Origin of the sequence: Shimia sp. R9_3 (genome assembly GCF_017743755.1) — a bacterium.
GTDB lineage: Bacteria > Pseudomonadota > Alphaproteobacteria > Rhodobacterales > Rhodobacteraceae > Shimia.
In genome coordinates, this window is record NZ_JAGHRP010000006.1 from 24,589 (window position 1) to 38,781 (window position 14,193).

A 14,193-nucleotide genomic window follows, 5' to 3' on the forward strand; every position below is an offset into this window, starting at 1 on the left:
GCTGCACGGAGATTGAATGTGAATACGCTTGGCAACGAAGACCTTGGCACGGAGCGCTCCTACATCGTTCGGCCCGCATCCAATGCAAAGGGCGATGAGGTTGATCTGAGCGAGTTTGTGCACTCCTTGCTGCGGCGCAAATGGCTCATTTTAGGATGCTCATTCGCTGTCGCAGCGCTGTTTTATGTGCTGACCGCGCAAATGACGAGCTACTTCACCGCGCGTGCCACATTGATGCTGGACCCAAGGGATACGCAGATATCGACTTCGCAAGCGTTGGTGTCTGATTTGCAATTGAGTAATCCGATCTTGGACAGCGAAGTCGCGGTCATTCAATCCAATCAGTTGCTGGAACAGGCCATCAGCAGCATTGGTGTGGATCGGATTGATGCGCTTTATGCCGAAGCCAATGCGCCGCTGCCGCCGTTTTCCTGGTTTCGCTCAAAAAAGCCCGCGCCCGGTTCAAAAACCGACCCCACAGAGGAGGTCGACGCGCCGCCAGCGCTGATCCCGCCGGAGCGGGTGAAGATGAACCGGGTGTCCTCGCGCATTCGCGAAGGGCTTTCGGTTCGGCGCGTGGGCCAGTCCTATGTCATCGAGATCCTGTCTGAAACGGTGGATCCGCAGCTCTCCAGCCTCATGGCGAACAATCTGGCCAATGGTTATATCCAGCAGCAAATCGTCAACCGGCGCGAGGCGGCGCTGCGTGCGACCACTTGGTTGTCCAATCAGGTGGAGGCACAGCGCACGCAGGTTGAACGCGCCGAGGCGGCGGTCGAAGACTTCAAGAGTGCGCAGATCATCAGTGATGGGGCCTCCAGCGATATCGTGTCACAGCAGATGATTGAGCTCAATGATCAGCTGGCCCGGGTGCGCGCGGAAATTGCAGCAGAAGAGGCGCAGGTTCAGCAGATCGAGGCGGTGTTGCAAGGGGACGGAGCGCCCGCTGTTGGTGATCTCTTGTCCTCGCCTCTCTTCGCGACCTTACGGGAGCGCCGTCTGGCTTTGCTGCAAGAGGATGCCAATCTCGCAACGCGTTTGGGAGAAGAGCACCCGGAGCGGCGACAAATCGCTTCGGTGATTGCGCAGCTGGATGCGGAAATGACCGATGAGGCGCGCAAGGTGATTGAGGGGTTTCGCAATGACGTGCGCATTCTGGAGTTCCGCGAGCAGGCATTGTTGGAAAACGTGAGCGAACTGGAGGCCAAGCTGGCCGCCATCTCGCGCTCTTCGCTTGAGCTGCGTCAGCTGGAACGCGAGGCGGATGCGTTGCGCGGCACCTATGAGGATTGGCTGGCGCGCTTGAGCGAGGCGCGTTCACAGGTTGAATTGCAAAGTGCCGAAGCCTTTTTAATCAACGCTGCGAAAATCCCTTCAGGCCCGTCCGCACCGCGCCCGAAGCTGCTGACCGCCTTTGGTGCAGTTCTGGGCTTGGTGATCGGGTTGATCGCCGCGCTTGTGCTGGAAACCAGCAGCCATGGATTTGCACGCAGTGCGCAGCTGGAAGCGGCGCACGGCTTCCCGGTGGTGGGCAGCCTGCCCAAAGGCAATTGGTCTGGCCCCGGAGAAATCTTTGCCTCCCTAGCAGATGATCCCTATTCCTTATTCAGCGAACGCTTGCGGCAGCTGCGGGAAACCCTGCTCAGTCGGAAGGAGAGCGGAACATCGCACAGTTATGTTTTGTTGTCTTCTGTGCCCAATGAGGGGAAATCAACTGCGGCTTTGGCGTTGGCGCGGATGTTTGCGATTTCCAACCGCTCAACGATCCTCGTGGATCTGGACACGCGACAGTCTGCGATCTACCGCGAAGCCAATCTGACAATGGAGTATGACCTTGGGGATTTCATCGCCGGGCGAGTGTCGCTCAGTCAGGCCATCATGCGCGGAGGTTCTCTGAACTTTGATGTTCTGGGAAGTTCCTCCTCCAAAGGTATTTTGTCGGATGCGGTCAAACACTCTGAACTTGTTGAGTTGGTGGAAACGCTGAAGTACCACTATGAGATCGTCATCATAGATGCGGCCCCGGTGCTTGCGGTCTCCGATGCACTTATGGTGGCAGGGGTGGCGGACAGCCTGTTGTATCTGGTTCGCTGGCGTAAGACGCCCAAACGTGCCGTCAAAATGGGGTTGACACATCTCGCCAGTATCGGAGCGCGTCCGGAGGGCATGGTTTTGACCATGGTCTCCACACAGCAGGATCCCGACTATTATGTGAGGCACTACAATTATGGTTAGAGCGAGTGCATGCGCGCTGGGCCTGTGGGCCGCGCTTCTGAGTTTAGGTGCCACGTTGGCCTATGGAGAGGGCTACAAGCTGGTCATCGGCGACCGGCTTCAGGCAAGTTTTCTGGGAGAGTCGCAACCCATGACAGGCACGGTTGATCTGGATGGGTATCTGCGGTTTGCGGGGCTGGCGCAGTCGCGTGTCGCGGGACTGACACTGGAGGAAGCCGAGCGAGCCCTTGAGAAAGACCTGAAGGCGGCGGAGCTCTACGTCAATCCGGATATCAGTCTGGCGATTGAGAGCCATGCGCCCATCGTAATTGTCGGAGCGGTGCAGCGCCCAGGCTCGTTTGATTTCCTGCCACAATTGACCGTGGAGCTTGCGCTTGGTTTGGCAGGCGGCGTTTCACTGACAGACCTGCGTGATGATCAGCGCGAATTGCTTCATGCGGATGCCGAAGGGCAACTTCGTGCGGCAGCCCTTGAAATTGCGCACCAGACAGTCCGGATCGCGCGACTGGAAGCGCAGTTGGCGCAAAAGTCGGTGCTTGCCGCGCAAGATGTCGATCCACGCGAGATGCCAGTCGCTATGCCAGAGATCATCGATGCGCAGCTTGGGTTGGAGCAACAGCTGTTGAGTACCTTCATTGCGCAGGGGAGTAGGCAAGACGCGCTTTGGGATCAGCATCTCAAAGAACTGGAAACGGAAATCGCTCTTTTGGACAGCCGGATTGCGATTCAGCAGGATGTCGTTCAGAGCCGGGTGGAGGAGTTGGAGGACACCAGATCACTGGCGGAGCGCGGTCTGCAGCGCGCGACCATTGTCACGGCGCAAGAACGCCTTGAGTCCGAGGCACGCGCGCGCATCTTGGAATTAGAGGCGCAAAAGTCGCGTGCGCAAAGTGACTGGATCACTGCATCACGCGCGCAATCCAACTTTCATGACCAGCGGCGACTTGAAACGCTGGAAGCCTTGCGGAGCGCTGTGCAGGCCCGCGATGGTCTGCGGCAACGCCATGAGAATCAGCGACAAAGATTGGCAGTACTCTCCTCAAATAGGGTGATTCTGGGCTCCGCCAGCGATCTTTTGGATATGAATTACGTGATTTTGCGTAGAACAAGCGCCGGAATCGAGCGTTTGGACGCGACACGTGACACCGTCGTTCTACCAGGCGATGCGGTGATTGTTTCCGCTTTGATGGGCAATGCTGCAAACGACTTTTGAGTGTTGATATTTTGGGCGCTGCAGCTGCACTGAATCCGGTCTTGGAAAACACGTTTATTGGGAATTCTCTGAAGGTAATACGCCAATAAATGAATGCCTGCGTCTCGATGCCCTCCCAAATGAAGGAATGTCACAAATGGCGCAAATTCCCTTGTTTTTCGAGAGATTCATACGATTATTGCGCGGGTGGTATTTGTTGAAACGCTTTGTGTAAGTATATGTCGTTTATGCGTATTTTTAAATTTAACTTGAGAACAATTTTGTTTTTAAATTCGATAATCGGCGCGATCCAATTGTGGGTGAATTTCAGGGTGATTTCTTTTTTATGTAAATTGGTCAGGTTTTCCCGACTAACGCGCGGCACCAAAAAATGGAGAATCAACAAATCTCTGCAGTGCAGAAAAGCCACGAATATAGATAAGTTAAAAATTTACTTACAATCAGAATCAAACTACTGTTTATCCAATACCTAAGAATACTTTTCGCTATTTTTCGTAAGTTCTGTTTTGAGTTTTGGTCATGAAAGATATTGTGGAAGAACGTTTTTTGTTCGCCCGGCAGAGCTTCACTCGCTCTGATGAAAGATCAGCCACAAAGGCTACTGTACGCGCTACGGCAAACCGGTTTTATCGCCGTGCCGGTAAGCGTGCCTTCGATATTGCTCTGGCCTTGATCATGCTTCCGGTTTTGGCGCCGGTCATTTTTTGCCTTTGGGCTGTGACGCGTCGCGATGGAGGCAGTGGCTTTTTTGGTCATGTGCGCGTTGGGAAAGACGGTCGTAAGTTCAAATGCTGGAAAGTGCGCACAATGGTGATGGGGGCAGAGGAAAAACTCCAAGCCTATCTGCGTGAAAATCCGGAAGCGGCAAAAGAGTGGTATGCAAATCATAAACTGACTGATGATCCGCGTATTACAAAGTTTGGTGATTTCCTGAGAAAAACCAGCCTGGATGAATTGCCGCAGATTTGGAATGTTCTGGTCGGCGAAATGAGCTTTGTCGGCCCGCGTCCTGTTGTTCAGGATGAACTTAAGAAATACGGCCACGGCGAAGAATTCTACCTCGCTCAGAAACCGGGGATTACGGGGTTGTGGCAGGTGTCCGGTCGCAATAGCGTTTCTTATGACGACCGTGTGGCTATGGACTACGAATACCTGCAGCGCATGAGCATGGGATTTGACATCCGCATCGTGCTTAAGACGTCGCAAGCAGTTGTCAAACGCACTGGGTGCTAATCAGCGCTCAGCGCAAGCCGTGAGGTTAAATAGTCGGAAATTTCTTTTGGCATAGAGATCAGAAATGCGCGCATGCATTTGAGGTCTAATTTTGAAGATCCAATTTAAGTAACGAGTTCAATTGGTTTGAATGCCGTCGCTAGACTAAAATAAGAGCGCAGATGGGCGCATCTGCGCTCTTATTCCTTTGAGAGGTTTTTCGATCCAGAAAGCGCATATGATATGCACTTTCATATGTCACTCAGCCGAGCCTCGGGCGCCTTGGAGCTGTTCGCGGATCTGCTCAAACATCCTCACGAGAGGCCAGGTTTCTTTCTCCATCGCAGCGAAGGTCTCGCCACGCAGCAGCAGGGCCTGAACCATCTCCGGATGCGCGCCAACGCGATCTGATTTGTCGATCTCCTGCCGGGTGTACCAGCGGCGTCGTTTGATCAGGTGACGCCCGATGCGGCGCGTGCGCAGCGCGATCAGGAGGGTGGTCATCAGATGAAACCGGCGCAGCACGAGAGGGGCGGCCAGCCCGTGATATTCTTCGATCCGTGCGACAAAGAGCGGGTAAATGTCGGCAAAAGACAGCGCATGGTATTCATCTGCTGCCAGCCAAGCCAGATCTTCAAAACCTGAGCCGACAAAACTGTCTTCAAAATCAAACCAGCCAATTGTGCCTGATGGTGCGACAGAAGCGTTTGCGAGCCGGTTGTCCCATTTCAGAAAGAACGCGTCTGTTGGCGCAAATTCGATTGCCAGCTTGTCGGGATCGTATCCGTCAAGCGTCAGGCCAAAGACCGATGCCGTGCGAAGAGGGCCGTCACAGAAATACTGGCGCTTTGCATTGTCTTGAAACAGCACAGGCACCTCAGCTTGAGGCAAGGGGCGGCCGATGTGCATTTGATAGTTGAAGACCGAGACAATGGCGTCGTCAAACAGCGCCTTTTGCTCAGCGGGGCGTATGGCCCCGATCCGATTTGCGAGACTCACCGGGCCCATATCTGTCTGGAACAGAAACCCCTGATGCTCCCCAATAAGTTGGGGGAAATGATCTGTGCAGGGGGCGACATGCTCCAGAATGCGCCGCTCCCGTGCCGCGCCTTTGGTGTTGTCGCGACGGGACACAATCACCGTTTGATCTTCCAGAAACATCCGAAAAACCGCCCGGTCACGCCCGCCCGGGCAGCTGGCTTTGATCACCGGCTGCCCCAGGAGTTTTTCTGTGGCGGAGATGAGGCTTGCGACCTCAACTCCGCCGACACGGTCCACGCTGTGCGTGTCCTTCATGGCTTACCTCACTGACGGATTTGAACCTCGGCGGAAGCCGCCGTTTTGGGGTCCACAAGCGTCTTGCGGTTCCGCTGCATGCGCTCCAAGAACACCCGTAGCTCTGCGCCTTTTGGTGTGGCGCGCGCGATCATCGGAATGCCATTTTCTCCACCGGTCTTGAGCTCCGGGAAGATGGCAAAGATCTCGTCCCGCGCCTCTGGGGAAAGCGATTTAAGCGCTTCGGTGCCGGTGAAGAGGGTCTCCGTCACGGTGCCTTCCGACCAGATCAGCTCGTGGTTCTCGCAGAGGAAGTGATAGTAGGACACGCCATCCGGGTTGTCCTCCACCACATCAATGCCTTTGAACATGGTCAGCTTCTTGGCGGCAATCAGCACCTCACTTTTGCCGAACATACGCTCAGCAATTTTGGAACTGACAAAGATCCGGTGCTGTGGGCTGACCATCAGGTCACGCTTGGGCATATCCGGCCCCAAAGCACCGGCGGAGATGCGCACGGGCTTAAGGTTCGGGTGCTTTTCAAGCTCCTCCGCCGAGATATGACGGTTGCCGATCCAGCGAATAGGCTGCGCGCCGTTGTCTTTGGTCATCACCTTGTCGCCAACCGACAGGGTCTCAATGGCGACCTCGCCTTCCGAGGTTGCGATTTGCGTGCCGCGGGCAAAGCAGACAACGGTGAAGTTGATCTCTTCGAAGTTCTCAAAGGAGATATTGCCAACTTGGCCGCTTTCGTCGCCATCGGTGATCCGGTAGGTGCCGCCTGGCGACACATTCGGAACATTTCCGTCCAGAATGTCGCGCAGCGTGGGCTGACCTGGACCACCAAAGTTGATCGCAGCGCCGTTGTTGGGGGTGAACACCCCGGTGGCACTGTTGTCAAAGCCCGTGATCGTTGACACGTCGGTGACATTGGTGGTCAGCGTGATGGAGTCATCATTTGCAGTCTCATCTGCAACAAAATGCTCGACCTGATTGACCGTATCGCGTGAGCCCTCGATCAGTTTGTCGATGTGACCGTTGCCACCATCGTCGACGAAGGCATCAATGTGCTCATCCGCCGGATCGGCGCTCTTATAGGTGTCGCGGCCAAGACCGCCGACGATGCTATCGCTGCCATCGCTGCTGACAAAGGTGTCGTAACCTTCGTTGCCAAACAGGGTGTCATCCCCATCGCCACCATCAAGCGTGTCATTTGCGGCACCGCCATAAAGTGTATCGCTGCCGTCACCGCCTTCCAGGTAGTCGCGGCCGTCGCCACCGGAAACGACGTCTTTGCCGTCTCCGCCAATCAAGATGTCATCACCGCCGCGGCCGTCAATCACATCGTCGCCGTCCGCACCTTGAATCACGTTGGTACCGTCGGTACCGGCAAGCGTGTCGTCACCGGCGCTGCCGATCGCGTTTTCAAAGTTGGTGGCAGTTTCCGTCGTGCCATCGCTCAGGCGGGCTGTGCCCGCCTGCAGGTCGAGGTCAACGTTTTGATCGGCCGAGGAAAATGCGCGTTGGAAGCTGACCGTGTCGATGCCATCGCCACCATCCATGTGGTCGGTAGAGAAGCCACCGTCCACAGTGTCGTTGCCACTGCCACCTTGGATGTTGTCGCCACCCCAATGGCCATACAGGCTGTCATTGCCTGCGCCACCATCGATTTGGTCATGGCCTATGCCACCATCTACGGTGTCATTGCCAATGCCGCCGTCAATGGTGTCATTGCCGTCGCCACCGAGAAGCGAGTCGTTGCCATCGCCGCCGTCGACATAGTCGTGGCCTGCGCCCGCATCAATCGTATCATTGCCCGCCACAGACGGGGTTTCGATGACGGACACATTGTCGATTTTGCCGTCGCTGCTGCCGCTGTTACCGGTAGCCGTCGTGTTGGTGATGCGCAGCGTGGTGTTTGGGGTCGTCGCTGTGAAAGTAAAGCTTACATGCTCTGACGTGCCATCTTGAACCGCGACGGTTTCAGACGAAATGACATTGCCGTCTGAATCCAGAACGTCGATACGGAAACCGTGGTGCGCGACACCTGAGTGGTTTTCAAACAGGTCCAGAGATACAGTATGCTCTGCACCGATATTTGTTGCGAAAGACTGCTGAATTGCGTCGCCAGCCGCGCGGCCACCCTGATTGAACTGTGCGTGCCCGCCGCCAACAATTGGCCTTACGCCATCGTAGTTGCCATCGACGCGATGCCAGCCAGCGCTTGAGGAGAAATCCCCATTGGTGATCAGGTTGCCAGTGTTGCCGGTCTGCGTGTCCCCATAGATGCGGTCATTTCCTGAGCCAGCGCTGATGCTGTCATTCCCGCCGCCGCCGAACACAGTGTCATTGCCATCACCAGCATAAACGGTGTCGTTGCCTTCGTTGCCTGCAACCACATCGTTACCGTCACCGCCGTAAGCAACGTCATTACCAGAGCCTGCATCAATGTAATCGTTGCCTGCGCCTGCGTTGACTGTGTCGTTGCCGCCGTTGGCATAGATGATGTCATCGTTGCCCGCTTCTCCGGGGAGGCGCGCATCGTTGCTATCAACGCGGTCGCCGTCGCCATCGGTGAAGCCCGGGAAGATGTTCTCACCGCCATTGCCGCCGCGTACGACACCATCGGGACCAGGATTGAGGGGGGCGAGACCTCCGCCACCGCCGCCGGAGCCGCTCCCAGAACCGCTTCCAGAACCGCTACCGGATCCGCTACCACTACCGCCTGACATTTCGGCACCTCCTTAGGTCTGCGCGTGCAGAATGCAAAAATTCTCTGAGAGCTAACCCCAGATTGATAAAAGACTTCTTAAACGCACATGAGAGGATGCCAGCGAGGGCCGTTTCGTAAGTCCCGTAGCACAACGGGTATTCTACCCGATGCTTATTTGCGAACCGACACTACTTAGAGTGTGAGTGCGCACCAAGCAACGAGTTTGTTATGAAAGTGTGAACTTACTTGAACAAAGTCCGTAGTCATCCCCAGTGTCGTCATGGGGCACGAAAATGCCCTTCATTTGTGATAAAATTAGGACGCGTGCGGGACCTCTTCGTGTCTCAGGTGTGTCTTTTCGGGCAACGGAGAGACGGGATTGCCTTTATTGGCAGAGATCTAGGCGCGGCGATGGTGCGTAGTTGTCAGAACGCGGCGATGCGATCTGAAGGCGCTTCATGTGTGCTCACACCGAAAAAGGTGCAGATGAAGCGCCCTCAGGCCTGTTAAGCGGCGATAGTTTCTTCGGGGGCCACAGCTGATTCGGTGCCATCAATCTGGAAGAACGAGACGATTTCCGACAGGGTTTCAGCGTCATTGCTGAGCACCTGACTGGTTGCGGCGGCTTCTTCGACCATCGCAGCGTTGCGCTGGGTGACTTGCTCAAGCTGCGAGGTGCCGCTGTTGATTTCTGCGAGATTGCTGGCCTGCTCCACGGCTCTGTCTGACAGCTCGGACACCAACTTGGAAATGTGGTTTACGCGGTTCGCAATGCCATTGATCGCGACGCCGGCATTGCACTCGAACTCCATGCCTTTGTCGATCTGCTGCGCGCTCGCAGAAATGAGGTTTTTGATCTTCATGGCGCAATCTGAGGTCCTTTGCGCCAGTGAGCGCACTTCGGGTGGGGCCAAGTGATACACACTGTGTGAATTCAATTCACGCGTTCAGGAGGGTGAAATATGGCATCCCATCGGCGCAGGGATTTAGCCCGTTTCCCCCTTGGAAATGCGTTGCTATTTCTTGCTGGCTTGGACCGTCGTTCACTCATTTCATCAGGTTTTGGTCCAGCAAACTCAAGGGGCGTAGCATTCCGCGTATTGGCGGCCACCAGAGCCACGTGCCACCGAGTGGGCGCAGTGTTGCACCGGTTCCCAGTTTGAAGCGGGCGAGGCCTGCTGCGGAGCCTTCGGTGGAGGCAATGCCCAGATCGAGATGCAAAGCCCCTTTGGTGGCCAGCCAGCACATGCCTTGCCACATCAGCAGGTTATGTGCGGCCAATGAGCGACCCAGAGCGGTGCTGTGGCTGATGTGGTAGGTGGCGCTGTGCCCATGTCGCAAAAACAGCATCGCTGCGACAGGGGTCTTCCCGGAGAAAGCGGTGAAGAGCTTGGCGCACCCGGGGTTGGCCTTGGCATAGGCCAGCGTGAGGGCATCGGGCCAGCCGTTGTAGCCGCGCTCTTTCTGCTGGGCCTGATTTTGTTGCAGCAGCCATTGATCAGGTTTCAGTGTCATGTTCTGCCGTGTGATACGCAGATCCTGCTGTTCGGCAAAGCGCAGGCGGTTGCGCCACTTTTGATGCAGTCGCGCGCGGAGATCACCTTGCAAAGATAGCTCCGCGATGTGCTGCGGGGTCATCACCGGAACCGCGCCGAGCTTGCCCAGCCACGGGGCGGGCTGATCGGGGTTTAACACCAAAAGGTGTTTGTAGAGGCTGCCGCCCTTGATGGGTTTGCGGATCAGCGCGGGGAGGGTGTTTGGGGAGAGTTGAGCGCGGGGGAGCATTGCCACAGACACACCTGCCAATTTGCGCCGCAGCACCAGCGTGCCGTCCTCCAGAGCGGAGGTTTGCGTCTTGGTCAGTGCCAGAGCCTTGCGATATTCATCACTTTGCTGAAGCGGGGTTGGCGGGAGGTCTGGGCAAGCATCAAACATGCGGCCATTAACGCATCTGAAACCTAAATCATGGTTAATAAACTCATGAGAAAATCAAAACAAACCCCCGTATATGGCCAGACCGCACCAAGCGCCAAATGGACGAAGGCGGCGGCCCTTCTTTTGGCCATAGGACTTTCTATTCCTGTGTTTCTGGTGCTGTCGGTGATTGAGTGGCTTTGGCTCTGAACCTACGCCACGTCGCGTATTTATGTTGGGTCCACCACGCCCATAGCAATAAGCCGCAAGGCGGTCATTGAGGGCACAAAGAAATATTCTCCGCCCCGGCACTCCACAAAGGTTTTGAGCTTGGACATGATGTAGGGCGGCTTTCCGCATTTCGGATCCGCCGGAATGGTGTGGCGTTTGTGGGTGCTGTGATCGCCCAGCATGGGGCAGGTGTTGTTGCCTTGGTTGAAATCCAGCCCGTATTGCACCCACTGCTGCTGCACAAACTCAAACTGACGAAACAGGCTGGCTCCCATCAGGATCATGGCGACGCCTTGCTCTGTGTCATCTGTGTTTTTGCTGGCATCTGAGCTGCCGTAGGGCAGGCCGCGACGCAGCACGCGGCGCCGTTTGTTGAGCGCATGGGTGGCGTTTTTGTTGGGGTACGGCATCCCTTCGGCATCAACGCCGTCCTGATTGAGCGGGTCGAGATAGTCACGCGTGTTCATGCGCCGAATATGTGCGCCGCCGGGCACCTTGTAGCCCGGCATGTCATCTGCGTAGCGAAAATCTGAGGCGCAGGGGGAGCGCAGGAAAGCCATCTGATTTTCAAGCGCTTTGACTGGATCTGGATCGTCAAAGCCGCGCCCTGCCTTAAAGGCTTGCCAGCCCGCAAATGTGGGGTGCTTGGCCAGCGGCACACCGTCAGACCAGCGGCCACACATTTTGGCCATAAGCGTTTCACGCGCTTCTTCTTTTGGGACTGACATCACCTTGGCGAAACGTGCGCTTTCCGCCTCCAGCACCTCATTGAAGCTGCCGACGTTCTCATGGAGTTTGCGAAACGCCATGAAGGTGCCGTTGTGTGAAAACTCAGGCGGCATGGCGGCAGGGGGCAACTCCTGACTTTCGTCGGGGTGGCCGAGAATAAACTCTCCGGTGGCGATGGGCGTCCATTTGCCATCCATGCGCTTGCCGCGCCCGATGACCCGATCAGGCATGTCTTCGGGGCGGTACTGCCCGTCAAACACCGGATCACCGATGCCGTCCGCAAAGCCAAAATGCTCTTTGGGTGTGGGCAGTACGACATCGCCGTGGGTGCCAAACACCGCATTGGCTTCCAGATAATCCGCCCTGCTATCACGACCGGCATTCAATATGCGCACGCCGCCACCTGAGGCCTCGCACAGATCGCGCAACCACTGGGTACGTGTCTCAAGTGCGGGGGAGGGATCAGCCTTACCCGGTTGCGCAAGTTGCGCGTTCAGAGAAATCCAGATGTGCACATCCTCAGCCCCTCCGCTGCCGGGAGCGCGGTTGTTTTGCCAGATGGGATCCCAATGTGCATCCCATTCCGGATCGTCCTGCGCCACTTTTGTGGTGTCCCGATCGCCCAGAACAAAGGCGCGCGCCTTCATGCCGTCAGCAAATTCAAAAGGCATGCCTTTCAAGGTGCGCGTAGGCACTTCCAAAGCGAGAAGCCCCATGAAACTGAAAGCAACATTGACCGTACAGGCGGGCTTTTCAGCCTCTTCCGGCCAGCGCGCGCCTGTGGTGACAACCTTGCGAAGCGCGTCGACGAACTTGCGCCCCTCGGCAGCCTTGTCGATATGCAGAAAAAAGTAGCGGGCATACGGGAAGGAATACCGCCCATACGCGCGGATCACATTGCCCTGAATGTCATGCAGATTGAGGGTGCGTGCCATGGGCTGTCCTTATGGTTTTGGGGCTGCAATCGTGCCGGGGAGCTGCGTTGGCGCGGTCTTGTTTGCCGGCTGATGGGCGGCGAGAAAGGCGCCAAACTGCGCGTGCAGTTCTTCGGGATCGGCCCCTTGGGTGTCGACTGCGAAATCTGCAAATTTCTGCTGCAGATAGAGCGCCTTAAGCACCGAGGGCAGATCGTCATATTCTGCAGGGGGCAGAGGTTTCTTCCCGTTTTGGCACACATACCACACCGCTGCCGCGGCCATGAGGACGGCCGCAAGCAAGCCGCCAATAAAGGCCCAGAAGGTGCTTATAGGTAGAAGCGGCATGTCCATCACACCGATCAGGCGCAGCAAGAGCCCCAAAAGAGCAAAGAGCAGTGGTACAGCGACCAAAGCAATCAGGCGGCGCAGCGGCAGATGGTGGAAGTCGGGCAAATTGAGGTAATAGTCATGAAACGGCATGGTCGTTTCGACGTGGCACTTGTCCAGATAGAGCGCGAAGTCGTCAGCGGACTGAACGCCGTCAAAGCCCTCACAATTGCAATAAACCGCGCGCAATTCCGCCTCCATGGTGTTCCAGAGCGTGCGGGCATAAGCGGCGCGGACCTCTTTGTGCTCCGTGCGGGAAAGCTCTTCCGGCAAAGGGGCACCATCTTCGGTTATCGCGTCAATGTCGGCACAAAACACCACATAAGATGTGTTCAAGCGGTCCACATGTTGCGGATTAACCGGGTCTCCGCGAAAGCGTTTGCCCACACGTCCGTTGTAAACCGCGTCATTGAGCACAAACATGCGGGCAAAATGGGTACGGTTGTTACGCGCAAAGGGGCTGTTTTTGCCGCTTTTCTGCGTGGCAGGAGATTGCAGCGCGGGTGGCATTTTTGCCAAGGCAATGCGGGCGGCTTGCGTATATGAGGTGTGGGTGTGCTCGCCTGCGGCGCTGTCGCGGATAGGGGCGAGCGTTGTCAGGAAGTAGTGGCCGCTGTCCAGATCTGGCATTGGGGGCGCTCCTCACGCATCATTGGCGACATAGATGTTGCGGTTCAGATCCGCGCGTTCGGTGCTGAGGCTGGCGACCGGGCCAAAGCCCACGTCGCCCAAACAGCCCTGAACCCGGCTCATGGCCTCGCGAAAACTGCGGGCAAAGGCTTCGGGGCTTTCTTCGGCGTAGACCGTCTCCAGGTGCAGGAGCGCATCATAAACCTTCAGCGCCCCTTTGATGTCACGCTGCGCGGCGCCGGGGGTGGCGTTGTAGTAGTAATCCGTGCTGATCTGATTGTGGGTGATGTAATCTTTGAAGGGCGTGACCGGTATCGACAGCGGGTATTTCGTGGCGGAAAACCAGAACAGATCAAGCCCGCTGGGAATGCCATCGGAAAAGGCGTCGATATACTGGTCCCATGTTCCGTTGAAATTGGAGCAGAATAGAACGTAGTCGTTTTGCAGATTTTGCGGGCCTTGGCCGAGATCCGGCCAGTCCTTGGGTTTGATAATCACCCAGCGGGCAAAGTGAATGAGAGACAGGCCCAAAAGCCCGGCCAAACGCTCAGGCAATCCTCGCGCCGCCATGAAAAACAATCGGTTGAGCCATGTCAGCTTGGGGCTGCTTGGAGTGACGACATTCATGGCATACGCCTTGCCGGCAACATTGGTCATAAAAACCTCGACCTAAATAACAACGCACTTAAAAATATTCTCTCAGATTAAGCCAATTGAGACGGTTTGTTAACGGAAAA

The 14,193-nt window shown here is 56.3% G+C and carries 10 protein-coding genes; 3 read left to right on the top strand and 7 right to left on the bottom strand.

The genetic code is table 11. The features are described from left to right. The first annotated feature begins 18 nt into the window (after nucleotides 1-18). The 3 genes from J7412_RS15350 (at nucleotide 19) to J7412_RS15360 (ending at nucleotide 4,681) form a co-directional block, all read left to right on the top strand. Nucleotides 19-2,235, top strand: coding sequence for a polysaccharide biosynthesis tyrosine autokinase (locus tag J7412_RS15350; RefSeq protein WP_209079445.1), 2,217 nt, complete (start codon nucleotides 19-21; stop codon nucleotides 2,233-2,235). After that, a complete protein-coding gene (locus tag J7412_RS15355) occupies nucleotides 2,228-3,448 on the top strand; it encodes a polysaccharide biosynthesis/export family protein (RefSeq protein ID WP_209079446.1) in 1,221 nt (406 codons plus the stop codon). The genes J7412_RS15350 and J7412_RS15355 overlap by 8 nt, the downstream gene beginning before the upstream one ends. Nucleotides 3,449-3,967: 519 nt before the next feature. Further along, a complete protein-coding gene (locus tag J7412_RS15360; protein ID WP_209079447.1) occupies nucleotides 3,968-4,681 on the top strand; it encodes a sugar transferase in 714 nt (237 codons plus the stop codon). Between the two features lie 237 nt (nucleotides 4,682-4,918). Here the strand turns inward: J7412_RS15360 and J7412_RS15365 are convergent, their stop codons facing one another. From J7412_RS15365 to J7412_RS15395, 7 genes are all read right to left on the bottom strand, one after another. Next, nucleotides 4,919-5,956: a hypothetical protein gene (locus J7412_RS15365; protein WP_209079448.1), complete on the bottom strand. Its 1,038-nt coding sequence runs from the start codon at nucleotides 5,954-5,956 to the stop codon at nucleotides 4,919-4,921. 8 nt (nucleotides 5,957-5,964) lie between these two features. Then, nucleotides 5,965-8,667 carry a Hint domain-containing protein gene (locus J7412_RS15370; protein WP_209079449.1) on the bottom strand — a complete coding sequence of 901 codons (2,703 nt, stop codon included), beginning with the start codon at nucleotides 8,665-8,667 and terminating at the stop codon, nucleotides 5,965-5,967. Nucleotides 8,668-9,154: 487 nt separating this feature from the next. After that, on the bottom strand, nucleotides 9,155-9,571 hold the full coding sequence (locus tag J7412_RS15375; RefSeq protein ID WP_348540506.1) for a methyl-accepting chemotaxis protein: 417 nt from the start codon (nucleotides 9,569-9,571) through the stop codon (nucleotides 9,155-9,157). Nucleotides 9,572-9,695: 124 nt separating this feature from the next. Continuing rightward, complete coding sequence (locus tag J7412_RS15380) at nucleotides 9,696-10,583, bottom strand: GNAT family N-acetyltransferase (protein ID WP_209079451.1); 888 nt, start codon at nucleotides 10,581-10,583, stop codon at nucleotides 9,696-9,698. Nucleotides 10,584-10,792: 209 nt separating this feature from the next. Next, complete coding sequence (locus J7412_RS15385; RefSeq protein WP_209079452.1) at nucleotides 10,793-12,457, bottom strand: peroxidase; 1,665 nt, start codon at nucleotides 12,455-12,457, stop codon at nucleotides 10,793-10,795. 9 nt (nucleotides 12,458-12,466) lie between these two features. After that, entirely contained in the window at nucleotides 12,467-13,456 is a 990-nt protein-coding gene (locus tag J7412_RS15390) for a hypothetical protein (protein ID WP_209079453.1), read from the bottom strand. A 12-nt stretch (nucleotides 13,457-13,468) separates the two neighbouring features. Further along, nucleotides 13,469-14,113 (bottom strand): hypothetical protein, encoded by a 645-nt coding sequence (locus J7412_RS15395; RefSeq protein WP_209079454.1) that lies wholly within the window; start codon nucleotides 14,111-14,113, stop codon nucleotides 13,469-13,471. Nucleotides 14,114-14,193: the final 80 nt, after the last annotated feature.

Coding starts and splice junctions, on each gene's coding strand:
- J7412_RS15355 (WP_209079446.1), top strand. CDS start 2,228: ATGGTTAGAGCGAGTGCATGCGCGCTGGGCCTGTGGGCCGCGCTTCTG.
- J7412_RS15360 (WP_209079447.1), top strand. CDS start 3,968: ATGAAAGATATTGTGGAAGAACGTTTTTTGTTCGCCCGGCAGAGCTTC.
- J7412_RS15365 (WP_209079448.1), bottom strand. CDS start 5,956: ATGAAGGACACGCACAGCGTGGACCGTGTCGGCGGAGTTGAGGTCGCA.
- J7412_RS15370 (WP_209079449.1), bottom strand. CDS start 8,667: ATGTCAGGCGGTAGTGGTAGCGGATCCGGTAGCGGTTCTGGAAGCGGT.
- J7412_RS15380 (WP_209079451.1), bottom strand. CDS start 10,583: ATGTTTGATGCTTGCCCAGACCTCCCGCCAACCCCGCTTCAGCAAAGT.
- J7412_RS15385 (WP_209079452.1), bottom strand. CDS start 12,457: ATGGCACGCACCCTCAATCTGCATGACATTCAGGGCAATGTGATCCGC.
- J7412_RS15390 (WP_209079453.1), bottom strand. CDS start 13,456: ATGCCAGATCTGGACAGCGGCCACTACTTCCTGACAACGCTCGCCCCT.
- J7412_RS15395 (WP_209079454.1), bottom strand. CDS start 14,113: ATGACCAATGTTGCCGGCAAGGCGTATGCCATGAATGTCGTCACTCCA.